Source organism: Aliikangiella aequoris, from assembly GCF_053709105.1.
Genome location: NZ_CM132298.1, coordinates 36,874 through 56,545, shown reverse-complemented (window position 1 = coordinate 56,545; position 19,672 = coordinate 36,874). Strand labels below are relative to the sequence as shown.

Here is a 19,672-nt window from a genome sequence, read left to right as displayed (position 1 = left end):
AGCAAAAGCTGCCATAAAGGAGACATTGAAGATTTGTGAATAATGCTGCTAATTTGCTTCCCAACGCAAAATTTTGCATGCTCTAATAAAAGCGAAGCGCATGTTAGGAATCTGCAACAATGTTTTGTTATGCAATTTCAACGCCTCTAAGTGAAAGTTGATTGAGAAATTTTTCAGGTTTATCCAGTGAAATTGCAGCTTTCTTTCTGCGTTTACTAAGAAAAAACGGCCCTATAAATTTAATTGATGTATCAAACTCGATGATGATATTTTTTTCTGAGCCTAATGGTGAGAGAAAGTAAGCGAATTCATCAATTTTGTCTTTGTAGTGTACTTTCCGTGCTTTGATTATTTTCTTTAATGGAATATCCGACTCCCAAGACAGGCCAGACCGATATTTTAGGAGTTCATTATCTAACTCAATAGGCCTAAAGCGAGTAGCCTGCACTTGTGCCAAATAGTAAATTACAGACCATAAGGTTAGCAGAGTAATGATCCATGCAAGCAAAGGCATATTTTTATTCTCAATAAATATATGAATTAACGGTAAGGTTGGTAACTGAGCTATTGCAACAATCCAAAACATATCCTTTGCGTTACTTAATTTTGAATAGCTAAACGAGGTTATATTATTAGTTGTTTCTTGTTTTTCAAATTTAGCAAAAAAGGCATAATATAAAGTGAGCAATTCAGCATTCATTGATTTAAACAGTAAAGGCCATTTCAGGAAATTTTTTAATGCAGAATTAATCGAGTAATCCACCGAATTATATTGCCTTTTTTTCTGTTCAAATACATTAAATAATTTAGTTAACGCAAAATAATCGAATATAAACCCAAAGGTTGTTGCTAATATCACTAAGGCGATTTGGTAGCCTAATAATTGATTCTCTTTTAATATTGATATATTAAAAAGGGAGACCACTACAGCTAAACCAAATATGAATTTGACCTTTGCCCCCTCAATAGATTTTTGATAAGTAACTTCCATTAATGAACCTCTAATCCTGCATAACGCTTAATCGTGTTGCGCGGTTTTTGCGTCAACCACCGATGTATTGCTATGATTTTCCGAATTAATTAAATATCGGTTCAATAATGTATTAACCGACGCTACAACTTCTTTCCAGTTTTTCATTGTTTTAGTTTCTGGATAAGATATTTCAGCTTCAACACCATTAATTTGAGTGTAAAGATACACTCTGCAATTAGCATTTTCTACACAAGTTATACAATCTACATCTGAAATACCTTCTGGTAATAAAGTTATGTATTTACTACCTGAGCCGCGACTGCTTCGCTCATACTTTTGTAATCCATTAAAATTTCCAGCCAAATTAAATCTACTATCAATCTTGCAAACGGATAATTCTTTTCTGTTTATACGTTTATTATACGGACTTACATTTATGTAAAGCTCATCACCCATAGATTTATGCAGCTTCTCTAATCTAGCATATTCATCTTTTATATCTTGTGGAGCTTTTGAGTTTTTATGTCCAATATAAGGAGATATTCTTTTAATTTGTGCCTTAAGCGATGGGTAGTAAAGCTTTAGCTTAAAGCCTCTTTCTGGGTCATATTTCCAAAATCTAGGTTTCCAAAGCATTTCATCTGGAACACTCAGACTAATTGTATTTCTATTCGTAAATTTATAACTAAATTCCAGCGCATGATTCTCACTAGAGCTTTTGCCTTCTTGAATGGTTTTACATCCTAAAATTCCAAATGCTAACAAAATAATTAATATACAACGCATTTACATTCCTTTAGATCATAACGCTTGCGTAAAAAGTGTGACGAACGGAACATCTTTTTCGCGCCCTGGTTACACATATTAATGAAGATTTGAAAAAACTTCGGGATGTTGTTCCGCGATCCTCAACAATGCAATTGCTGGACCTTGTGGGGTTCTTCGTCCTTGCTCCCAATCTTGCAGAGTTCTCATGCTTACGCCCAGCAATCCTGCAAAAGCAGATTGGGACAGCTTCAATTTCATTCGAATTACTCTTGGCTCTGAAGGTTCAGATAGCTCTGTTGTTCTTAACTGAACATTCCCTTTTTTAAATTCCTGAATTTCTTGGAGTCCTTCCAGTATTTCGTTTCCAATATCACGATTTTTCATGATCGATAGCCTCCGCAATTTGTTTTAGTACTGAACCGGAAATCGTAGCTCTCTCAGATTTACTATAAAGAGTAAGCATCCATATTTCGTGGTCAGATTTCTTCCAATAATAGATGGCTCGAATTCCACCACTCTTACCATGGCCCGATTTAGCCCATCTTACTTTACGCACACCCCCCGAACCTCTGACGATATCACCAGCATCAGGCTTTTTAAGAAGGTAGGACTGCAATCCACGGTAACCATCGTCCTATAAGTAATCAGACAGGAGTTTAGTGAATAGTCGGGTTTCTATAAATATCATAACTTAACAGTATACGGCAATGCCGGAGTTAAGCAGGAGGAAAGTTTAGAGTGTAACGCTTTAAGCATGCGCGTGTTTTTAGTCGCATGCCTTTAATGGTTAACGGCTTAATTGATGTAAAATCCGACGTCAACATGTGTCTCACCTCTATTCGATTTAACAGATATTTCAAAAGCTTGTACTGATTCAACTCCTACAAAATAGTACAAGTTTCCAGATGTTGTCTGTTTTGAATATTTTTTTGCCTTGATAGCTTTGAGAAGATCATTAGCATCGACAAGTTCTCCACCAAATTCTTTCGTATAACCCGCAACTTTTGAAAAAAACTCTTCTTCAGACAGAGTTTTCTTTCCTTTAATCGTTGACTCAATGAATATACCAAAATGAACACAACCACCCCGACTAAATTTTATTATCTCGTTAGCTCTTGTAATGATGATGCTATCACCTTCGTCTGAAGCAACACTATCTTTATGACTTGCAATATATGCTTTATTGAATTTTTTCTGCTCATCGGAATCAAAAACACACTCTTCTTCAGCAAACACTGAAAAAGAAAAGATAGATAAAATTATTATTAGTATTTTCATAGACAGTTAACGCCCAGCGTATTCGAAATTGAAACGCAGTGTAAATTTTCGATTACCGCGATTGGTTAGCACTTTACTATCCGCATGAACTAGAAGTTTGCTTAAGCTCACCAACACCGGACTGTGTGTAACTTCTCAACTTACTAGACATATCATAAGAAGGGTTGCTAACCATTCGCGCCCATTGTACTTTTGCCTTTGAGCCCAGTTCAGTAATAGCCCAATATCGACTTTCAACCCAGACTCTATTAGGAGCGGCACTCGATTTAAGCGAGTACAAAGTATGCATTCCTTTAACAGAATCTATTTTCAAACTTGAATCATACTGTTTATATCCTTCACCATAGTTTAGAAAGATTCTCAATCCACTCTTGCAGTTTGAAATTTTCAACTTATATGTTTCGAATTCCGTTCCGGGTCCCCAAGGAGAATCAACATTTCGCACAGATAGCTCTCCTTCCCACGTTCCTCTCAAACTGTTAAGAACAGTAGAATTCGAATGAGCGTTGTATGACAGAATCAATAAAAATACAAAACACAGTTTATTCATGAGTTTCCTTGTAGTGCTAACGCCCTGCAGAAGGGGCCGTAGTGGAGGCGATTGTTTTTGTGTAAGCGTAGCGACTAACACAAAAACGAGCTCCGGAACGGAGGTCCCTCTTGCTGAGCTGGTTATGCATTTTTTCAACTGAGCACCAACAAGCGCTTCTTAAACCAATATTTAAATGGACGCTGAAACATTGCTTTAAGCGAAAATGTAATGCGCCGCTTACTCCACAAATACAGCCTCCAAACCTTATCACGCTGATAGATTTTAAATTCTAGAGGATAAGCACCTTTATCAATTAGGCTTACAAAGCCGGTTTGATCGAGCGGTGATACCACATCTACAACATCCAGATCTGAAGATAAAAGGTTAAACCAGGTTTGCTCCCCATCATAGTAATCGTGACAGGTCACTATTAAAGTGTATTCACCAAAGGCTAACTGATCTCTTATCTCTGTTCCATTGAGAGAAATTCCTAGCTCTTTACCTAATCGAAATAAGGAAACTTTACAACTGCCACCTATTTCTTCACTCTCTATAGGCCTACATGTAAAACCTAATGACATAATTCAGCCTGCTGAGATGCATAACGCCAAGCGTTTTCGAAATTGAAACGCAGTGTAAATTTTCGATAACCGCGCATTGTTAAAACTTATTCCCCAAGTTCTCAAAAACTTTTTCTAACTCTATGTCGCTCAAAGATCCTAACTGTGTTGCGAGTTCAATTACTAAGTCTACCTGACCTGTAGAATCAGTTTCAATAGCATTTATAAGATTAGGAAGGTGGTTCAGAAATTTTTTACATTTCTCCAACGATGGTGGTTTATAAGGCGGTTGGTTGAACGAAGTATCGTTCTTACGAGCCTCCCATTCTACTCTAGGATTAGGCATGAATTTATTTAAACTTTTCTCTAAAGCTAAAAATTTAGTATGATTGAATGCCGCCGCATGTTCTTTTCTTAAACTTGGAAATGTATCGACACAATCAATCGACATAATACGCTGTACCAAAATTATCGAGTTGTACCAAGATAAAGCTTCAAATACTTCCTCTTTATACTCTTGACCAGTCGGAAGCTTTAGATCTGCACCTTGAAGTCCGAAACTAATTAGCAAAAGAATGATGTATCCAGATATTTTCAATTTCGTTCCTTGATAGTTTTAACGCTTTACACAGAATTCAGTGTGTCTTTTACACTGATATTTCTGCTGTTTATTGTTAAGTACTTTCACGCTTCTTGCCATTTTATTTCTTGTCCGCGGTACTGAGCTGGAACAGTGTTCATAGCTTCTTCAATTGAGCAATAACCTGCATCTTGCTCAGTCTCCCAATCCTTGTCGCAGCTAAATCGATAAATTTTGCTGTCACCATCGTATTGGCAGATGGCTAATCCATATATCTCAGCTGCAATTCTACCGTCGGAATATTTGATCACACCAAAGGGCTCACTGCCAGAGAAAGCCCAGCGTAAAACTTTTCCATCGTCTATATATTTAGGTGGTCTCATTATGTACTTAACGCTCAATTCAAAAATTCAGGCGTTTTCTGCCTGAATATTTTGCAATTTCTGGTTAGGTTTTTATCTTCCATAAAAAACAGGAAGTACTTTAACTTCATAACTCTTCGCATAAACATGCCACTCTATATCTACATCGTCTGTAATGATATAGAGATTATATTCATCATCCTGATAGTTCGTCTCTATTTTGTCATTCAAAACTGCAGGATCTGCGAGTTTCACTTGAACAGGAGCCATTAACCAAGAAAGAGGTAGATTCAAAATATCGACACATTCAAATGTTAGCTCAATTTCGCCATCATCTAAAGATCCAGTATCACCACAGAATTTGATTCCTAGAGACCCACCCTCACTGTGCTCGGTGACAGTTAAACGCTCGATAACACCAGGGCCTTCCAACTTGCTCAAATATTTGTTTAGTTCTGTGAGTTCCATTCGTAAACCTAACGCAAAGCACAGCAGTTCTTTTTCTGCTGCTGCGACTTGTTAACAATTTTTACCGAATACTTCATTGTAGATTGCCAATACTTTCACTTCGCCAATTTGGCGACTTCCTTCGTAGATACCAATTAAATCACCGGGCTTTGATTTACCATCGAAACTTTCTGGCGAAAGCAATGAAATAAAGACCTCACAGCATTCCCCTGGCCATAAAATATCTTGACCTATAAAGCGCATTGCTCCAGATGTATGTATTCCATCTTTAGTTTCATGCTGTGGTCGATAACCATGAGTTACAGGTCCAGTTCGACCTTTTTCTGGTTCAGAACTAAACATACTGAAAGCGCCCTTAAAGTCTCCGTCATTTTCATTAGGCTCAGCCATACATAGACTTGTGCCTTCTAATGATGCTAGTAACCCTGCTTCTACTTCTGCTCTATTCATATATGTTGTTAACGCTTAGCGTTTTTGTGTGTTTTAGCGAAGCGGTAACACATCAATAACCGCGTATTGTTAAGTGCAATCAGGGTTTGATACAGTAGCGAGCAATTCCCGCGCTCTATTTATCAACTCTTCACACTCTGTATTCTTAAGTTGAGTAGGCAACGAATTTTCAATCAAGGCACTAGCAATATCTAAAGAACGGAGTGGATTATGTTTTGCCAAATACCGCGCAATTTCATTTAGGAGCATACCTATTGCCGCGACTTTTTTTTGCTCTTCCTTCAAACAAACTAAACCACCATTGCTAACAAAATCCAAATTCCACTTCTCTACTTCTTTATCGTGACTTGATAGGCCCCAAAGCATATTAATTAATTCATTTTTCGTCAGGATCGTCATAGCACTTAACGCCCAAAGCAGCGGCGAGCGTTAGCGAGTCCAGCCCATGCGCTTTTCGCATGGGCGATGCTGCCTTTGCTTGTTAGTTGCTTACTGTACATAGCTAAGACTACCGTCTACGAAGCCCACAGCAAAAGCCTTTGCCTCTTTAAGCTTGCAGATATTTTTAGAGCTTGAATGAAAGTACTGCTTAGCCATTGCTAGAATGTTTTCATGAGCCTTTTCCCATGAGCTCCCAAATAAGGAGTGTGAGACTCGCATGATTCTATTTTGGGGCACCCAATCTTCGTTACATACCCAATCCTCATCTTCCGGATCAAATTCATTTGAGCCGACTATTTCAATATTGAACGGAGACTCATAGATATTGATATTAAAGGCAACAACTTGATCAGGTATTTCTTCACTCAATTGGTTATCGAGCCATTCGATAAAACCCTTTTCATCTTGAATCATGGTCCAATCCTTCCTTGGCAACTAACGCCAAAAGCAGCGGTTTATCCGCTGCCTTTTATTGTTATGCGATGACTAGCAAATAAGGCTAGCCTCGCTAATATTATTTGATAGAAGCTCATTCAATTGCCCACAAAAATTAAGAATGGATTGAGCTTCTGGTTTTAATTCTAGTTTTACACTAGAAACTTCCTCTATACGACAATCCGTATATGGATGATGAGCCAATTCTACTTGCACACCTGCACGAAAACTAGAAAACGAGTAAAAGCGCAGAGAAAACAGCTTATGCAGCAAGTTACCCTCGCCATCCCAGTTACCACCAGTAATTTCTGGTGGATTTTCAGTAGATTTTGCAAAACTCTCTAACTGAGAAATAAATTGCTTAACCTCAGAAATATTAAACCAAGCTTCGCCAGAACCAGAGAACCCATTAGATGAAACAACACCAGTTAAACCTACGGTTCCATCATCTTCAACATCAGCTGTAACTTTCAGGTAATTGCTCATTCTCTATTTCGCATAACGCCTGGGTAGCTGGCCCCGCCAGGGGTCCGGCTGACCCTTTTGTTATACATTTTTTACCACTTTAATATGTTTATTCTCTTTTCCTTTGACCACTTGTAGATATGCACCGATACACAATTGGTAATCTTCACGGACAATCATCATATAGTTAAACTCACTATCTGTTTTGAGTATACACGTTCGACATAACATTTCTTGGTCTGTATCTAGTTCATTACTTAGATAAATGGAGCAATCTATTAGTCTCTTAACAAATTCGGTCTGCTGATACTGATTCTTTAACACATCGATTTTGCTTCGAATTGGCAGCAATAAGGACCTTGCTTTAATTGGCTCACTTCCAGGTTCAAAAAGCATATACCTGCCATCCTCGATGCCAGCTAAAATTTCACCTCTCTCAGGAAATTCAGATTTTTTTATAGCTTCAAGTATCTCGTTCATATCTCACTGATGTATAACGCCTCACTAAGAGGCAAAAAATAGTTGGTTAAAATAAGCGACGCAGGAGCAAAAACCAACTGTTTTTTGTCCTTTTAAGTGACTTGATAATCATTGAGCCTTCTCCCCAGTTTAACCATTTCGGCTAAACTAAAGGCAACCAAACCAAAAGGAGAAGCCCAATGAACTTTTACAATAACATGCACCCATATTACTGCGGAATTGATTTACATGCTAGATCACTTTACGTGTGTATTATCGATCAAGACGGTAAGACCCTTCTGCATAAAGAGATAAGTGCTAATCCGGAAAGTCTACTAGCCCTTCTTGAACCTTATATCGGCGAGGTAGTTGTCGGTGTCGAATGTATGCATTGCTGGTATTGGGTCGCTGACTTTTGCGAGGAACACGCCATTGACTTTATTCTAGGTCATGCGCTTTATATGAAAGCTATTCACGGTGGAAAGGCTAAAAACGACCGTATCGACTCTTTCAAGATCGCTAATCTCATTCGAGGTGGAAACTTCCCATTAGCCTACGTTTACCCAAAAGAGAAACGAGCAACGCGAGATCTGCTCCGACGAAGAATGAAAATAGTACGCCACGGTGCACATCTAAAAGCACATGTCGTTAATACAACTAGCCAATACAACTTACCGCCCAACAAAGTTAACTTAAAAAATATCTCAGCTCGTGAAAAACTTATGTCAACATTTGATAACCCTGTAGTACAACGCAATATTGATTTGGATATGGCTGTGCTCGATTGTTACGCTAAGCAATTAAGTAAAATTGAATGGTTTATTGAACAGCAAGCCAAACAACACAATCCGGTTCATTTACATATATTAAAAAGCATTTCAGGGGTTGGGCGAATTCTTGCTCTTACCATTATCTATGAAGTTGGCAATATCAACCGGTTTCCGTCAGTACAAAAATTTGCTTCTTATTGCAGGTTAGTGAAATGTAAAGCTGAATCCGCTGGCAAAACGTACGGAACGCAAGGAAATAAGATAGGTAATGCTCATCTTAAATGGGCATTCTCTGAAGCGGCGGTTTTATATTTAAGAGGAAACAAGAACGCGCAAGGATACTTGCTTAAGTTACAACGAAGAATGTCTAAAGCTAAAGCACTTTCCGCCCTTGCTCACAAGCTTGGGCGATGTGTTTATTTTATGTTGAAAAACGAAACGGTATTTGATGAACAAAAATTTCTGAAGAGTTAGTCACGCAATGAGGTGAGCGCAACGCCTAACTGGACGTATGCAGAGTGTGATTAAAATTGATGTCTGCTGACTGGTTTTAAACTTAACATTTCAACTTTATACACCAAAAGCTAGAGCCCAACTGCCTTGATTAGCCACCTCATTGGCGTGCTTTTTAATTTAATGAGTAAGATTGTTTACACCTTAACTGAGCCTGGTAATAACTGGATAATGAAATTAAACCCTAATCTTGAATAGTGCCTTTATAAGGTTAACCGATGAATGTCTAGTGCCCCTGCTAAACTCTATGGAAAGTACCAAGCAGGCATTGTTGAGAACAAAGTAAGAGAGCCTCTATATGTGTTTGCGGTAAGCAATTGACTTCACAGCTCAAACGACAGACGAAGTAGATGATATTACTGATTAACTAGTATTTGGTTACTGAGGTAACCGAAATTAATTACTTTTGTTTATTGACTAGAGAACGGCTCATATGTGTTAGCATTCATTTCTCAATTGCTTGCCTTTAAAGTATTTTACGTCTGCTAGGCTTAGCATGGCGAGATCTTCATTTGTATCACCATAAGCAAAAACTTTGTTAAAAACACTAAGGTTCAATTTACTATGGATAGTAGAGACTTTTCTGTCGCCACTACAATCACCAGAAATATATTTACCAGAAAACTTACCATTAATTAACTCCAGTTCACTACATAAAACTTTGATGTCATGCTCTGAACACCACAAATTTAGATACGGTGATAAGGATGCAGAAACAACATAAACCTCATCTCCATTTTTTTGATGCCACTTAATTTTTTGTAGCATGTTATTTCTTATTACTGTGGGTAAATAATTATTCACGAAGTCAGTCGTAATGGATGAAATATCACTTTGCTTTCTGTTTTTAAATGAGACCCAAGTGATAATCGGACGTAGTTTCGAAGCAGGAAAAACATTACATTTATACAAAAAAATAATCGGAAGAAGAAATATATAACCTAGGACTAATCGAAACTTTGGTGTCGAAGCCATGATAAATTTAGTGTAGGTATCTTGTGTTGTGATTGTTCCATCAAAATCGAAGAGTGCCAAATTCACCGTGATATCCCTTGAATGCTAACGCCGAGCGCAGTCGCAAAATTGCGTAGCGCTGTTTTTTGTCGAATGCCGCAACTGGTTAGGCATTGCATCGTCCAATTTCGAATCTAACTTTATGTTCTGTACCCCAAAAGACTACAACCATTTTACTTTCTGGAGCCCAATTTCCACTGAGTGAGTCCGCATCAGGTTTGCATATCTTCTCACCGTAAAATTTCATTGATACTTCGTGAAAGTAACGCACACCTTGCTCTAATTCGTAGGGCATCAACGCCATTTCGATAGAGTTCAATTTAGGATTCAAAACTTGTTTGATCGTCTCAGCATCTAAATTTATTACGCCATCTGACGTATTGATGCTAAATGCCTCCAGCAGTTCCCCTTTAGATTTCGTACTCGCTTTAATAGAAATCTCACCTTCAGTAAGGAGGACTTTGTTGAACGAGTAGTAATGAGGTTGCGATGCATTGCTAATCACAGACCAGAGAAATAAAACTATAAGTGAAATTTGTATCTTCTTCATCTAGTGCCTAACGCTCGGTTGTGCGGCAGTGAGTGAGTGCGCGAGTGAGCTGTCGCGACACCAACCGCTTGTTAGTTTCATTGCCAAACTTCATCGCTATTCTTTGAATATTGAAATAAAGCATATGGGATTGCTAGTAGTGGTAAAAAAGGTAGCCACAGCGCAGCGATAGTTCCAAATTCAATAGTGCCAAAAGCTACGTAAAAATTATACGGTGCAACAATGAGTCCATTCACATAAGACAAAATTGAAGCTATGAACACTACCATCCAAAGTGACTTATTCAATATAGGCCTTCTATAAGAATAGCCAAACAGTCCAATTAGGAAAATAATATCAAGAATCGAACCTATACCTACAGTTAATGATTTTGGGTCGGAATAGGACAAATAACTGACTATTCCGATTTGGTAGAAAACTATTATCCAAAAATAAATTTTCCATTTCAAGACTAACAACTCCTTTTGAAAACTAACGCCTCAAACAAAAGCGCGCATTAATCAGCGTCTTTTTGCTTTGACTGGTTATGATTTTTTATCCCAAAATATCTGGGCTCGTAGCAGTATTTCTCTGTAGTTTCTGCGGTAAATCTCGCAGGAACATTTTCACAAGTAACATCGGGAATTATCACAATTATTTGCTTCCCTTCAAAATAAACTTCAGCTAAGCAATTTGGCTTCGGTATATCAGCTCTCAGCTTCATATATGATTTTTCTTTCTCGCAATAATGGGAAAAACACTCTCCAAGAAACTCTACTTCAATATCAATCGGAACCCAACCACCTTTCGGTGTACTACAAGCTAAGACAACGTTACTACTTAGAGCAAAAATCGCGACCAAAATTCTAATACACAGGTTCAAAAGATAATCCTTTAGTGATCATAACGTTTAATTCAAAAGATGCAGGAGTCTTTTTCCTGCATCTTTTGCAATTTCTGGTTATACGATTTTATATTTATCATTCTCAAAATATGATCGGCTTGTAACTGAACACCTTTTCAGTAAGCGCCTCAGCATCAAAATTATCATCGTCATCATAATAATGTTCAGAATGATAAATATAATCCATGTACCCTGGATCTGGTGAAATTATATCTAGTCGTTCTAGAATTTCTGACTCTCGAATTTCAGTTGGTACATTGATGAGCTCTAGCACTAATCCCTTAAATTCTTCTTTAATAGTATCCATTTAGCTCATTCATATCTTTCTGCGTATAACGCCTCAAGCAGTTTTGCGTATTTCGCATATACTGCCTTGATTGGTTATACGACTTGCTCATGTTTAGCTCCACAATTAACGCACATTTTGGCTCTTGGCGTTCTTAGCAACTCGTTACACTGATTGCACTCAATGCCCCATTCACTGAGACGATGGTGATAAATCGTTTCGAAATGAACTCCAGGCATACCTGTGAGCTCCTCAAATTTTTCCATAGCTTCAGGTTTACAGTTTACCCTAGCAGTTTCCAAGTCGCACTGATGTTTCTCTCGATAATCTTTTATTGCCTGCATTGCATCACCCAACAACGGAGATACTTCATTCCATTCAGTCTCTTCTAAGAAAGGCATTATCCGATCACAGCGCCAACAAAAATATTCTTTCATTTGATTCTACGTATAACGCCTGCATTTGCGGCTTGGGTGAACTGGCGGCTTTTTTGCCGCGCAGCGCGAAAAAGGTGACAGTTTACCCAAGTCCGGCAACATGCGCTTGATAATCATTGAGCCTTCTCCCCAGTTTAACCATTTCGGCTAAACTAAAGGCAACCAAACCAAAAGGAGAAGCCCAATGAACTTTTACAATAACATGCACCCATATTACTGCGGAATTGATTTACATGCTAGATCACTTTACGTGTGTATTATCGACCAAGACGGTAAGACCCTTCTGCATAAAGAGATAAGTGCTAATCCGGAGAGTCTACTAGCCCTTCTTGAACCTTATATCGGCAAGGTAGTCGTCGGTGTCGAATGTATGCATTGCTGGTATTGGGTCGCTGACTTTTGCGAGGAACACACCATTGACTTCATTCTTGGTCATGCGCTTTATATGAAAGCTATTCACGGTGGAAAGGCTAAAAACGACCGTATCGACTCTTTCAAGATCGCTAATCTCATTCGAGGTGGAAACTTCCCATTAGCCTACGTTTACCCAAAAGAGAAACGAGCAACGCGAGATCTGCTCCGCCGAAGAATGAAAATAGTACGCCACGGTGCACATCTAAAAGCACATGTCGTTAATACAACTAGCCAATACAACTTACCGCCCAACAAAGTTAACTTAAAAAATATCTCAGCTCGTGAAAAACTTATGTCAACATTTGATAACCCTGTAGTACAACGCAATATTGATTTGGATATGGCTGTGCTCGATTGTTACGCTAAGCAATTAAGTAAAATTGAATGGTTTATTGAACAGCAAGCCAAACAACACAATCCGGTTCATTTACATATATTAAAAAGCATTTCAGGAGTTGGGCGAATTCTTGCTCTTACCATTATCTATGAAGTTGGCAATATCAACCGGTTTCCGTCAGTACAAAAATTTGCTTCTTATTGCAGGTTAGTGAAATGTAAAGCTGAATCCGCTGGCAAAACGTACGGAACGCAAGGAAATAAGATAGGTAATGCTCATCTTAAATGGGCATTCTCTGAAGCGGCGGTTTTATATTTGAGAGGAAACAAGAACGCGCAAGGATACTTGCTTAAGTTACAACGAAGAATGTCTAAAGCTAAAGCACTTTCCGCCCTTGCTCACAAGCTTGGGCGATGTGTTTATTTTATGTTGAAAAACGAAACGGTATTTGATGAACAAAAATTCCTGAAGAGTTAGTCACGCAATGAGGTGAGCGCAACGCCTAACTGGACGTATGCAGAGTGTGATTAAAATTGATGTCTGCTGACTGGTTTTAAACTTAACATTTCAATTTTATACACCAAAAGCTAGAGCCCAACCGCCTTGATTAGCCACCTCATTGGCGTGCTTTTTTGATTTAATGAGTAAGATTGTTTACACCTTAACTGAGCCTGGAAATAACTGGATAATGAAATTAAACCCTAATCTTGAATAGTGCCTTTATAAGGTTAACCGATGAATGTCTAGTGCCCCTGCTAAACTCTATGGAAAGTACCAAGCAGGCATTGTTGAGAACAAAGTAAGAGAGCCTCTATATGTGTTTGCGGTAAGCAATTGACTTCACAGCTCAAACGACAGACGAAGTAGATGATATTACTGATTAACTAGTATTTGGTTACTGAGGTAACCGAAATTAATTACTTTTGTTTATTGACTAGAGAACGGCTCATATGTGTTACGTGTTGACTGCTTCATTCTCCCACCCCAGAGCTGGCCCTTTGTGAATACCGCCCGTAACGACTAGAACCTGTATATCTTCTTGCGAGGGGAAATGGTCAGAATGCTCAGACCACTTTTCCATGACATATTGCTCCCACCAAACGGCAGGATCTAGCTGAGTAACCTTGCCATCATGCACATTTTCATACCTGTAGCCATCAGACTTTAAATCATCTGTTGCTCTGAGTAATGCTGACTCATAATCTGGGGCTGCTACGTAATAACAAAGAATAGCTCCTTTCCATTCTTGGGGCATTTCCTGATTTGTGCCTCGTGAAACAATAATTGGGCACTCAAACAAAAGATTTGAATCACTAAAAAGCGGCTCAGAATTAGCCACAATATTGCCAAGCAAGGTGTTTGCACAAGAATTCGAAAACATAACATCCATCGGAGATATACCAGCACACTGCTCGGCTATTTCTCTGCCCAACTCGTTTGATGTTTCAGAAGCATCAATAACAAGTGCAATGCGGAACTTTTCCTCGCCCTTATACTTCAGCTTTGAGAAATAGGCATTCTTAACTTGCGGAAATTTCAGAAGAATTTTCCCAACTTCAAATCTTAATGCGCTGGCCCCACTCCCTTCTATATCACCGAGAAACTCCATACCTGAAACCTTTGCTTCAAGTTGCTTAGGTTCTTTCTTCTTTCCAAATAATTTTCCTAGCACTTAACTCTCCAGAGACACGTAACGCTCAATTCAAAAATTCAGGAATGTTTTTATCCTGAATATTTTGCAATTTCTTGTTATGGCTGTTTTTCATCAGCCGCTTTGAATTCCATAGTATATTTGAGACCGCGTTGTACTACTGCAACCCCATCTACATATTTGGGTTTAAACTTCCATTTCAAAAGTGCAGCAAGCGCATCTTTATCAAACACACCTTTAGGGTGAGATTCAATAATCTTTGGGTTTATTGGTGCTCCCGTTTCATCTACATCCATCAAGAATTTCACATAACCAATATCAGGTGCATTGCTGGTTTCAATTTCACTTTTCTTTGAAGCGCAAGATGTTAAACATAGCAATACAATTAGTAAGAGAGATTTCATTTTCTTATAGTCCATAACGCTCAATTCAAAAATTCAGGCGTTTTCTGCCTGAATATTTTGCAATTTCTGGTTAGGTTTTTATCTTCCATAAAAAACAGGAAGTACTTTAACTTCATAACTCTTCGCATAAACATGCCACTCTATATCTACATCGTCTGTAATGATATAGAGATTATATTCATCATCCTGATAGTTCGTCTCTATTTTGTCATTCAAAACTGCAGGATCTGCGAGTTTCACTTGAACAGGAGCCATTAACCAAGAAAGAGGTAGATTCAAAATATCGACACATTCAAATGTTAGCTCAATTTCGCCATCATCTAAAGATCCAGTATCACCACAGAATTTGATTCCTAGAGACCCACCCTCACTGTGCTCGGTGACAGTTAAACGCTCGATAACACCAGGGCCTTCCAACTTGCTCAAATATTTGTTTAGTTCTGTGAGTTCCATTCGTAAACCTAACGCCTAGTTAATTTTGCGTGCTTTTAACGCTAAATTTCAACGCATGGTTATGTTCTACAGCCATTTGACAGCACAGCACTCTCCACTTCACTTGCTTCGCAAATGGACACAAGATTACAGTTCGAAATTGTTTGCACACCTTTTAGGTCAGGTCGCGGATTTTTCCAATTGCCAGAGCACTCTAGATAATCATATTCGCTTAAAGATTTAACTTCTACTCCAAAAACTAAGCGGTGATAGCTCTGACTTCCAGAATCCAGATCAACAACCCAAATAGTTCGAGAAGTAAAAAGCCCAGCAAATACAATAAGAGCGAGACCTAAAGCTAAAAACTTAAAATTCATCTTCGAGTCCTTCCTGAACATAACGCCCCGCTAAAAAGCGCGACTCTCTTTATCTGCGTCTTTTTTCAGCGACTGGTTAGCTTTTTCGACCCAATCAGAAATATCAAGCATAGCCTCAATTTCACTTATGAGCTTTGCTGCTTCTGGTGGAGCCGACGGTGTTGAAATAAAAGATTTCTTAAAGTCTCCAACAATAACCTCTATATATGGTGTCGGAATATCAGTAATGTCATGAATTAATACTGTAGCTCTTTGGTTCACTACCTCGACTCTATAGTCTCTGTACTCTAGTGGGAAATAGAAGAACTTCGATTCATATAATTTCGATATTATAGAGTTTACTTTATTTGAATCTAAATGCTTTGAACGCTCACCAACGATAGCCACAAATTTTTGTCCTTTGAATTGAACGCTACCATCTCCCTTTAAAAGTACGTCATATATTGGACAGGGCCCGAAACAACCACCGCGTCGAATTTTTAATTCGAAGCTAGTTAAGTCAAACTCTCCAGGCACCGTGATACCAGACTTTTCATCGTGATGTATCAAGTCTTCCGAGCTTACAGCGAAAGAAATTAAAGACAGGAGTATAGCCAAGTATTTTTTCATAGTTCCTTCATGAAGCTAACGCCCCAAGCAGAATTGCGTCTTTTGCATATGCTGCCTTGACTGGTTATGACCTATAAAATTCAAAACGAATTTCCCCGCCTTTAATAGTTACCTCGCCAAAATCACCTTCAAGAAAGTACCCTTCATCTCCGATAGTTAGAACGTCTATATTTCCATAATCCTTTTCGCCATCCGCATCGGTAGAAGGTGTTACTTGGCTCATATCCTTTAGTCCTTGAATCGAGTTTACATTCAGAAAATCTAAGCGTGCCTTTTTATAGCAGGTGAACTCATCGTCTTTCGGTTTGCTATAGTATCGAGACTCAGGCCAAATACTCGCCTCTAGGTCAAAAGAAAGGCAATTACGCTCAAGTTCCCAATACAAAACAAATGAATCAGTTAAATCAATCCCTTTGAAAATTTCCAACTCAGTAAAATTCATACTTTAAGTGTCATAACGCTCAGCTGAATCGAATGCGTTTTCAGCATTTCGACTTCCTGCGCTTTGTTATGGTTTCTATTTGATGAACTGTTCATAGCATTCAGTACATAGCCAATTATGTTTACCACTAATATAACCAACACCTATTTGAGGGTCTTCACTATCGCGTAACTTCCACCAACAGATTTGGCAATGGTCGTGGTCATCGCCATGCTTCACTGATGACCACCGTGTTTTCTCCCAAAACTCTCCCTTAGCCCATTCTATCGGTTCTTGAACATCTTGTGCTTTCCATTGATCGCCATGAATTGTAACGAAAGAGTCAGTCATACTTTATGAACCATAACGCCAAAATAAAAAGAACGTTTTTCAGTTTCTTTTTTCATTGATTGGTTAAGTCTTTGTTGCTCACATTCAGGATAAAGTCTTTCTCACGCTTATCCGAACTCCACCCTTCCGCGATCGCCTGCCTGATAAAGTAAGCTATGTGCTTAGGAGTGATAGTCGGATACAAGTCACTATTTATCGACTCCCCTACTTTATCAGAAAAATCTAGCCAAAAATTTCGCGTCACTAATCCTTTTAGAAGTAGTTTACTTCCATTTGATGATTCATTTTGCACAGTGATATTAAATTCAAAATTTCCATCATCTTTCCTTGAAATAGAAATGACGTAGCGATAATCAATATCGTCAATTGCAATTCTACGAGATTTATTTTTTGGTAATGCCATATCTTAGACTTAACGCTTCAAACAGTAGTTCATCTACTGCTTTGACTTGTTACGTGGCATACGCCACAGATTTAATATGCTTACCTATAAAGATAAACATGAGAATGTTTAGGAAAATAAACATCGCAGAGCCTAACCAAGGAAACATATTATACGCCTCTCCATCAGTTGCTAGGTCTACAAGATATGGCAACCCAAGCATTAGAATAGCAAACTTGATTCCAACGACTACTGAAAGAGAGAAATAGCGATGAAAAAACTGCTCTCCCTTATTGGCTCCATTACACCAAAAAATATACAGCACTCCAAAAAAAGTTAGTGCCAAAGCACCAACAACATTGGTTTTTACCCAGACATTAGGCTCTTGCCCATTTAAACCAAGGTAGCCAAAGGTAAATCCAACATAGTCATAAATCAAAGTGGCAAAAAAATATATAAATGCGTGCCCTTCCGATAGGGATTTATTAATGAGTTTTTCTTTCAGTTTTGTTGTATTCCAGATTGTTATCATATTTCTTCCTTGGACACGTAACGCCAAGCGCTGTCGCAAAATTGCGCAGCGATTAATTTTGTCGAAAGCCGCGATTGGTTATGCATGCTAAACGATACCGCCATGGCTCGCACCAATCGAAACTGAATTTCCAGATGGATCTTGAATATCTATAAATTCCGCCATCATATTTGGCTCATTCTTATACTGTACTCCATGTTCTTTTAGCCTATCGAGTAATTCTACCTTCGCATCTTCCCCATGCAAGATTGCGAAAGAAGATTTCACATGAGAATTACTTCCGAACACACTTAGATGCTCTTCGGAGCCGACTTCAAGTAAGTCAATAATAAGCTCCGGGCTAGATTCACAAACTAGCCGGTTATAACTTCCTGAAAAGAGTCCGATCTTTTTAGAGTAAAACTCATGAGCTTCTTTCATATTGGTCACGGACAAGTTTAAGTAAATCATCTTTCTATCCCTGATAGTGCATAACGCTTTACACTGAAGACAGTGCGTCTTTTGCGCTGTTCTTTCAGCTGTTTCTTGTTAGGCATTTTTATATTTACGAGTAAATTCGTCACATTTATCTACTTTGGAAATATGCACTACAAGAACTTCATTTGAATCATGATATTCACTGAACGCAGTATTTTTAGAAAGCCAAAATACTTCAGAAAGTGGCTCATCTTCATGCCAAGTAGTGGTCACAAAACCATCGTCAGGAATATTATCTTCGTATTGAGCTATATTCGCCAAGTCAACTGACGTGTCCCAAGATGAGCAATGCATACCCCAAGCCATCATGTAGTAGCAACCAGATTCAACGATCCAATCGCTGACCGAACTTTGCCAATTTTCAGAAACAGTCTCTTCAACAACGATAACAGCCTTAAACGGTTTGTATCCCGAAATACTTGGAAGCTCAATTCCCTCTTGTATCCTGACGTAATTCATTTTTTGCCTAACGCCTTGCTAACCGGCAGCCGTGTGCGAAGCACGCTTTAGGCTGTCCAGTGGAGGCCGCCTTTTGGCCGGAACGGTGGTTGAGCAACTTGTTATGCCTTTGCACATGCAGCGACCTGGTTCATTTTTATGAGCTGCCCATCATTGGTTTTAAAGAACAGCTTGTTACTTTTATAGACGGCCACAAGGCTAGAACTAAAGACACCGTTACTAACAACATTGTCAGGAATTGGCCAGCCCGAAAAATATTGAATGCCATTCGGGCTTTTTATGGTAATGCAATCTTGATACCAATTTACCTCATCTTCAGAGCCCGACTCAATTATCCAGCTGAACTCCGTTTCGAATGGTGGGACGACTACAATTTCGTGGGCAGACTCATTTTTGACAATGCCATTAAAGGTTGCAGGACACCCTGAAAGTAAGGTTGCTATAAGTACTACGTAAAATATTCGATTCATGGCTTATAGGGCATAACAGCTTATTCTTTTCAGTAAATGACAATAATACGCAAAAACACTTTGGTGTAGAAATACTTTTTTAAATTAAATCAAGAAGATAGAGCGATCTCTTTGAAATCGCGTCGTTTTTAT

The 19,672-nt window shown here is 38.6% G+C and carries 34 protein-coding genes; 2 read left to right on the top strand and 32 right to left on the bottom strand.

Going from position 1 to position 19,672, the window contains the following annotated elements; all coding sequences use genetic code 11:
- Positions 1-127: 127 nt before the first annotated feature.
- The 15 genes from ACUR5C_RS00345 to ACUR5C_RS00275 all read right to left on the bottom strand — a co-directional run bounded on the left by ACUR5C_RS00345 (position 128) and on the right by ACUR5C_RS00275 (position 7,792).
- Positions 128-991 carry a hypothetical protein gene (locus ACUR5C_RS00345; RefSeq protein ID WP_454466320.1) on the bottom strand — a complete coding sequence of 288 codons (864 nt, stop codon included), beginning with the start codon at positions 989-991 and terminating at the stop codon, positions 128-130.
- 27 nt (positions 992-1,018) lie between these two features.
- Entirely contained in the window at positions 1,019-1,759 is a 741-nt protein-coding gene (locus ACUR5C_RS00340) for a hypothetical protein (RefSeq protein WP_454466319.1), read from the bottom strand.
- A 78-nt stretch (positions 1,760-1,837) separates the two neighbouring features.
- Positions 1,838-2,125, bottom strand: coding sequence for a helix-turn-helix domain-containing protein (locus ACUR5C_RS00335; RefSeq protein WP_454466318.1), 288 nt, complete (start codon positions 2,123-2,125; stop codon positions 1,838-1,840).
- A complete protein-coding gene (locus ACUR5C_RS00330; RefSeq protein WP_454466317.1) occupies positions 2,112-2,297 on the bottom strand; it encodes a type II toxin-antitoxin system RelE/ParE family toxin in 186 nt (61 codons plus the stop codon). The genes ACUR5C_RS00335 and ACUR5C_RS00330 overlap by 14 nt, the downstream gene beginning before the upstream one ends.
- Before the next feature lie 239 nt (positions 2,298-2,536).
- A complete protein-coding gene (locus ACUR5C_RS00325) occupies positions 2,537-3,019 on the bottom strand; it encodes a hypothetical protein (protein WP_454466316.1) in 483 nt (160 codons plus the stop codon).
- 76 nt (positions 3,020-3,095) lie between these two features.
- Positions 3,096-3,464: a hypothetical protein gene (locus tag ACUR5C_RS00320; protein ID WP_454466315.1), complete on the bottom strand. Its 369-nt coding sequence runs from the start codon at positions 3,462-3,464 to the stop codon at positions 3,096-3,098.
- A 239-nt stretch (positions 3,465-3,703) separates the two neighbouring features.
- Entirely contained in the window at positions 3,704-4,132 is a 429-nt protein-coding gene (locus tag ACUR5C_RS00315; RefSeq protein ID WP_454466314.1) for a hypothetical protein, read from the bottom strand.
- Between the two features lie 79 nt (positions 4,133-4,211).
- Entirely contained in the window at positions 4,212-4,709 is a 498-nt protein-coding gene (locus ACUR5C_RS00310; protein ID WP_454466313.1) for a hypothetical protein, read from the bottom strand.
- Positions 4,710-4,795: 86 nt separating this feature from the next.
- The gene (locus ACUR5C_RS00305) at positions 4,796-5,074 is read right to left on the bottom strand and encodes a hypothetical protein (protein WP_454466312.1); all 279 of its coding nucleotides are present in this window, start codon (positions 5,072-5,074) and stop codon (positions 4,796-4,798) included.
- 72 nt (positions 5,075-5,146) lie between these two features.
- Positions 5,147-5,521 carry a hypothetical protein gene (locus tag ACUR5C_RS00300; protein WP_454466298.1) on the bottom strand — a complete coding sequence of 125 codons (375 nt, stop codon included), beginning with the start codon at positions 5,519-5,521 and terminating at the stop codon, positions 5,147-5,149.
- Positions 5,522-5,572: 51 nt separating this feature from the next.
- Complete coding sequence (locus ACUR5C_RS00295; protein WP_454466311.1) at positions 5,573-5,971, bottom strand: hypothetical protein; 399 nt, start codon at positions 5,969-5,971, stop codon at positions 5,573-5,575.
- A gap of 69 nt (positions 5,972-6,040) precedes the next feature.
- The gene (locus tag ACUR5C_RS00290) at positions 6,041-6,370 is read right to left on the bottom strand and encodes a hypothetical protein (protein ID WP_454466310.1); all 330 of its coding nucleotides are present in this window, start codon (positions 6,368-6,370) and stop codon (positions 6,041-6,043) included.
- Between the two features lie 90 nt (positions 6,371-6,460).
- Complete coding sequence (locus tag ACUR5C_RS00285) at positions 6,461-6,826, bottom strand: hypothetical protein (RefSeq protein ID WP_454466309.1); 366 nt, start codon at positions 6,824-6,826, stop codon at positions 6,461-6,463.
- A gap of 72 nt (positions 6,827-6,898) precedes the next feature.
- Positions 6,899-7,333, bottom strand: coding sequence for a hypothetical protein (locus tag ACUR5C_RS00280; RefSeq protein WP_454466308.1), 435 nt, complete (start codon positions 7,331-7,333; stop codon positions 6,899-6,901).
- A gap of 60 nt (positions 7,334-7,393) precedes the next feature.
- Complete coding sequence (locus ACUR5C_RS00275) at positions 7,394-7,792, bottom strand: hypothetical protein (protein WP_454466307.1); 399 nt, start codon at positions 7,790-7,792, stop codon at positions 7,394-7,396.
- Positions 7,793-7,971: 179 nt separating this feature from the next.
- On the opposite strand from ACUR5C_RS00275, the gene ACUR5C_RS00270 reads away from it, so the two are divergent.
- Positions 7,972-9,015: an IS110 family RNA-guided transposase gene (locus ACUR5C_RS00270; RefSeq protein ID WP_454464923.1), complete on the top strand. Its 1,044-nt coding sequence runs from the start codon at positions 7,972-7,974 to the stop codon at positions 9,013-9,015.
- Positions 9,016-9,492: 477 nt separating this feature from the next.
- On the opposite strand, the gene ACUR5C_RS00265 is transcribed toward ACUR5C_RS00270, so the two are convergent.
- From ACUR5C_RS00265 to ACUR5C_RS00245, 5 genes are all read right to left on the bottom strand, one after another.
- Positions 9,493-10,095, bottom strand: a complete 603-nt coding sequence (locus ACUR5C_RS00265) for an HAD-IB family phosphatase (protein ID WP_454466306.1) — start codon at positions 10,093-10,095, stop codon at positions 9,493-9,495.
- Positions 10,096-10,174: 79 nt separating this feature from the next.
- Positions 10,175-10,618: a hypothetical protein gene (locus ACUR5C_RS00260; RefSeq protein WP_454466305.1), complete on the bottom strand. Its 444-nt coding sequence runs from the start codon at positions 10,616-10,618 to the stop codon at positions 10,175-10,177.
- Positions 10,619-11,114: 496 nt separating this feature from the next.
- Positions 11,115-11,480, bottom strand: coding sequence for a hypothetical protein (locus ACUR5C_RS00255; protein ID WP_454466304.1), 366 nt, complete (start codon positions 11,478-11,480; stop codon positions 11,115-11,117).
- A 103-nt stretch (positions 11,481-11,583) separates the two neighbouring features.
- Complete coding sequence (locus ACUR5C_RS00250; protein WP_454466303.1) at positions 11,584-11,808, bottom strand: hypothetical protein; 225 nt, start codon at positions 11,806-11,808, stop codon at positions 11,584-11,586.
- 74 nt (positions 11,809-11,882) lie between these two features.
- Positions 11,883-12,224, bottom strand: coding sequence for a hypothetical protein (locus tag ACUR5C_RS00245; protein ID WP_454466302.1), 342 nt, complete (start codon positions 12,222-12,224; stop codon positions 11,883-11,885).
- Positions 12,225-12,408: 184 nt separating this feature from the next.
- Between ACUR5C_RS00245 and ACUR5C_RS00240 the strand changes: the two genes are divergently transcribed.
- Positions 12,409-13,452 carry an IS110 family RNA-guided transposase gene (locus ACUR5C_RS00240; protein ID WP_454466301.1) on the top strand — a complete coding sequence of 348 codons (1,044 nt, stop codon included), beginning with the start codon at positions 12,409-12,411 and terminating at the stop codon, positions 13,450-13,452.
- A 478-nt stretch (positions 13,453-13,930) separates the two neighbouring features.
- Here the strand turns inward: ACUR5C_RS00240 and ACUR5C_RS00235 are convergent, their stop codons facing one another.
- The 12 genes from ACUR5C_RS00235 to ACUR5C_RS00180 form a co-directional block, all read right to left on the bottom strand.
- On the bottom strand, positions 13,931-14,647 hold the full coding sequence (locus ACUR5C_RS00235) for a hypothetical protein (protein ID WP_454466300.1): 717 nt from the start codon (positions 14,645-14,647) through the stop codon (positions 13,931-13,933).
- 77 nt (positions 14,648-14,724) lie between these two features.
- A complete protein-coding gene (locus ACUR5C_RS00230) occupies positions 14,725-15,030 on the bottom strand; it encodes an energy transducer TonB (RefSeq protein ID WP_454466299.1) in 306 nt (101 codons plus the stop codon).
- A 78-nt stretch (positions 15,031-15,108) separates the two neighbouring features.
- Positions 15,109-15,483 (bottom strand): hypothetical protein, encoded by a 375-nt coding sequence (locus ACUR5C_RS00225; RefSeq protein ID WP_454466298.1) that lies wholly within the window; start codon positions 15,481-15,483, stop codon positions 15,109-15,111.
- 59 nt (positions 15,484-15,542) lie between these two features.
- Positions 15,543-15,839, bottom strand: a complete 297-nt coding sequence (locus ACUR5C_RS00220) for a hypothetical protein (RefSeq protein WP_454466297.1) — start codon at positions 15,837-15,839, stop codon at positions 15,543-15,545.
- Between the two features lie 30 nt (positions 15,840-15,869).
- Entirely contained in the window at positions 15,870-16,436 is a 567-nt protein-coding gene (locus ACUR5C_RS00215) for a DUF6438 domain-containing protein (RefSeq protein WP_454466296.1), read from the bottom strand.
- Positions 16,437-16,512: 76 nt separating this feature from the next.
- Positions 16,513-16,890 (bottom strand): hypothetical protein, encoded by a 378-nt coding sequence (locus ACUR5C_RS00210; RefSeq protein ID WP_454466295.1) that lies wholly within the window; start codon positions 16,888-16,890, stop codon positions 16,513-16,515.
- Between the two features lie 75 nt (positions 16,891-16,965).
- The gene (locus ACUR5C_RS00205; RefSeq protein WP_454466294.1) at positions 16,966-17,220 is read right to left on the bottom strand and encodes a hypothetical protein; all 255 of its coding nucleotides are present in this window, start codon (positions 17,218-17,220) and stop codon (positions 16,966-16,968) included.
- A 52-nt stretch (positions 17,221-17,272) separates the two neighbouring features.
- A complete protein-coding gene (locus ACUR5C_RS00200; protein ID WP_454466011.1) occupies positions 17,273-17,623 on the bottom strand; it encodes a hypothetical protein in 351 nt (116 codons plus the stop codon).
- Positions 17,624-17,672: 49 nt separating this feature from the next.
- Positions 17,673-18,134: a hypothetical protein gene (locus ACUR5C_RS00195; RefSeq protein WP_454466293.1), complete on the bottom strand. Its 462-nt coding sequence runs from the start codon at positions 18,132-18,134 to the stop codon at positions 17,673-17,675.
- A gap of 87 nt (positions 18,135-18,221) precedes the next feature.
- Complete coding sequence (locus ACUR5C_RS00190) at positions 18,222-18,584, bottom strand: VOC family protein (RefSeq protein WP_454466292.1); 363 nt, start codon at positions 18,582-18,584, stop codon at positions 18,222-18,224.
- Between the two features lie 78 nt (positions 18,585-18,662).
- Positions 18,663-19,070 (bottom strand): DUF7684 family protein, encoded by a 408-nt coding sequence (locus ACUR5C_RS00185; RefSeq protein ID WP_454466291.1) that lies wholly within the window; start codon positions 19,068-19,070, stop codon positions 18,663-18,665.
- Between the two features lie 101 nt (positions 19,071-19,171).
- Entirely contained in the window at positions 19,172-19,540 is a 369-nt protein-coding gene (locus ACUR5C_RS00180) for a hypothetical protein (RefSeq protein WP_454466290.1), read from the bottom strand.
- Between the last annotated feature and the right edge of the window lie 132 nt (positions 19,541-19,672).

Coding starts and splice junctions, on each gene's coding strand:
- ACUR5C_RS00345 (WP_454466320.1), bottom strand. CDS start 991: ATGGAAGTTACTTATCAAAAATCTATTGAGGGGGCAAAGGTCAAATTC.
- ACUR5C_RS00340 (WP_454466319.1), bottom strand. CDS start 1,759: ATGCGTTGTATATTAATTATTTTGTTAGCATTTGGAATTTTAGGATGT.
- ACUR5C_RS00335 (WP_454466318.1), bottom strand. CDS start 2,125: ATGAAAAATCGTGATATTGGAAACGAAATACTGGAAGGACTCCAAGAA.
- ACUR5C_RS00325 (WP_454466316.1), bottom strand. CDS start 3,019: ATGAAAATACTAATAATAATTTTATCTATCTTTTCTTTTTCAGTGTTT.
- ACUR5C_RS00315 (WP_454466314.1), bottom strand. CDS start 4,132: ATGTCATTAGGTTTTACATGTAGGCCTATAGAGAGTGAAGAAATAGGT.
- ACUR5C_RS00305 (WP_454466312.1), bottom strand. CDS start 5,074: ATGAGACCACCTAAATATATAGACGATGGAAAAGTTTTACGCTGGGCT.
- ACUR5C_RS00300 (WP_454466298.1), bottom strand. CDS start 5,521: ATGGAACTCACAGAACTAAACAAATATTTGAGCAAGTTGGAAGGCCCT.
- ACUR5C_RS00295 (WP_454466311.1), bottom strand. CDS start 5,971: ATGAATAGAGCAGAAGTAGAAGCAGGGTTACTAGCATCATTAGAAGGC.
- ACUR5C_RS00290 (WP_454466310.1), bottom strand. CDS start 6,370: ATGACGATCCTGACGAAAAATGAATTAATTAATATGCTTTGGGGCCTA.
- ACUR5C_RS00285 (WP_454466309.1), bottom strand. CDS start 6,826: ATGATTCAAGATGAAAAGGGTTTTATCGAATGGCTCGATAACCAATTG.
- ACUR5C_RS00280 (WP_454466308.1), bottom strand. CDS start 7,333: ATGAGCAATTACCTGAAAGTTACAGCTGATGTTGAAGATGATGGAACC.
- ACUR5C_RS00275 (WP_454466307.1), bottom strand. CDS start 7,792: ATGAACGAGATACTTGAAGCTATAAAAAAATCTGAATTTCCTGAGAGA.
- ACUR5C_RS00270 (WP_454464923.1), top strand. CDS start 7,972: ATGAACTTTTACAATAACATGCACCCATATTACTGCGGAATTGATTTA.
- ACUR5C_RS00260 (WP_454466305.1), bottom strand. CDS start 10,618: ATGAAGAAGATACAAATTTCACTTATAGTTTTATTTCTCTGGTCTGTG.
- ACUR5C_RS00250 (WP_454466303.1), bottom strand. CDS start 11,808: ATGGATACTATTAAAGAAGAATTTAAGGGATTAGTGCTAGAGCTCATC.
- ACUR5C_RS00245 (WP_454466302.1), bottom strand. CDS start 12,224: ATGAAAGAATATTTTTGTTGGCGCTGTGATCGGATAATGCCTTTCTTA.
- ACUR5C_RS00240 (WP_454466301.1), top strand. CDS start 12,409: ATGAACTTTTACAATAACATGCACCCATATTACTGCGGAATTGATTTA.
- ACUR5C_RS00230 (WP_454466299.1), bottom strand. CDS start 15,030: ATGAAATCTCTCTTACTAATTGTATTGCTATGTTTAACATCTTGCGCT.
- ACUR5C_RS00225 (WP_454466298.1), bottom strand. CDS start 15,483: ATGGAACTCACAGAACTAAACAAATATTTGAGCAAGTTGGAAGGCCCT.
- ACUR5C_RS00220 (WP_454466297.1), bottom strand. CDS start 15,839: ATGAATTTTAAGTTTTTAGCTTTAGGTCTCGCTCTTATTGTATTTGCT.
- ACUR5C_RS00210 (WP_454466295.1), bottom strand. CDS start 16,890: ATGAATTTTACTGAGTTGGAAATTTTCAAAGGGATTGATTTAACTGAT.
- ACUR5C_RS00205 (WP_454466294.1), bottom strand. CDS start 17,220: ATGACTGACTCTTTCGTTACAATTCATGGCGATCAATGGAAAGCACAA.
- ACUR5C_RS00200 (WP_454466011.1), bottom strand. CDS start 17,623: ATGGCATTACCAAAAAATAAATCTCGTAGAATTGCAATTGACGATATT.
- ACUR5C_RS00195 (WP_454466293.1), bottom strand. CDS start 18,134: ATGATAACAATCTGGAATACAACAAAACTGAAAGAAAAACTCATTAAT.
- ACUR5C_RS00190 (WP_454466292.1), bottom strand. CDS start 18,584: ATGATTTACTTAAACTTGTCCGTGACCAATATGAAAGAAGCTCATGAG.
- ACUR5C_RS00185 (WP_454466291.1), bottom strand. CDS start 19,070: ATGAATTACGTCAGGATACAAGAGGGAATTGAGCTTCCAAGTATTTCG.
- ACUR5C_RS00180 (WP_454466290.1), bottom strand. CDS start 19,540: ATGAATCGAATATTTTACGTAGTACTTATAGCAACCTTACTTTCAGGG.